Annotated in this window: 1 rRNA gene (running past one end of the window); it reads right to left on the bottom strand. The window is 49.3% G+C overall.

The features are described 5' to 3' along the window. Positions 1-1,247, bottom strand: a 23S ribosomal RNA gene (locus AC4FQW_RS13265); its annotated part reaches 1,315 nt to the left of the window's first position; the annotation flags it as partial.

Raw genomic sequence — 1,247 nt, 5'->3', positions numbered from 1 at the left:
GTACGGGCACTACTTCTCTCTCTAGATGCTTTTCTTGGAAGCATGGAATCAGATACTTCGGTTCCGTAGAACCTTCCCCATCACGCCTCAGGATTGTTAAAGCGGATTTGCCTACCTTAACTCCCTAAACGCTTAGACTAACATCCAATAGTTAGCACATCCTATCCTTCTCCGTCACACCATCGATAATAACGATTATAGTGGTATCGGAATATCAACCGATTGTCCATCACCTACGCCTTTCGGCCTCGGCTTAGGTCCCGACTAACCCTCAGCGGACGAACCTTCCTGAGGAAACCTTAGATATTCGGCCTGTAGGATTCTCACCTACATCTCGCTACTGATGCCAACATTCTCACTTGTAATCAGTCCACCGCTCCTTACGGTACGACTTCAGCCCGATTACAACGCTCCCCTACCGCTCGCACTTAGTGCGAACCCGTAGCTTCGGTGGTAAGTTTAGCCCCGTTACATTTTCGGCGCAGGATCTCTCGACTAGTGAGCTATTACGCACTCTTTCAATGAGTGGCTGCTTCTAAGCCAACATCCTAGTTGTCTTAGAAATCCCACATCCTTTCCCACTTAACTTACACTTTGGGACCTTAGCTGACGATCTGGGCTGTTTCCCTTTTGACCACGGATCTTATCATTCGTAGTCTGACTGCCGAACTAAAAGTATGTGGCATTCGGAGTTTGATAAGGTTCGGTAAGCGCTATGCCCCCTAGCCCATTCAGTGCTCTACCTCCACTACTCACATTCGACGCTAGCCCTAAAGCTATTTCGGGGAGAACCAGCTATCTCCGAGTTCGATTGGAATTTCTCCGCTATCCACAGCTCATCCCATGCTTTTTCAACAGCAACGTGGTTCGGTCCTCCACGAGGTTTTACCCTCGCTTCAACCTGGCCATGGATAGGTCACCCGGTTTCGGGTCTACAGCATGCAACTAGTCGCCCTATTAAGACTTGGTTTCCCTTCGGCTCCGTACCTTAAGTACTTAACCTTGCTACATACCGTAACTCGTTGGCTCGTTCTACAAAAAGCACGTCATCACCCTCATATGGGGCTTTGACCGGTTGTAGGCACACGGTTTCAGGTTCTATTTCACTCCCCTCCCGGGGTTCTTTTCACCTTTCCCTCACGGTACTGCTTCACTATCGGTCATCAGGTAGTATTTAGCCTTGGGAGGTGGTCCTCCCTGCTTCCCACAAGGTTTCACGTGTCTCGTGGTACTCTGGATCAGAACTT

The sequence above is a fragment of the Clostridium sp. TJA085 genome (genome assembly GCF_058310235.1).
Note: the sequence above shows the minus strand (reverse complement) of the source record. Positions and strands in the feature narration are given on the sequence as shown.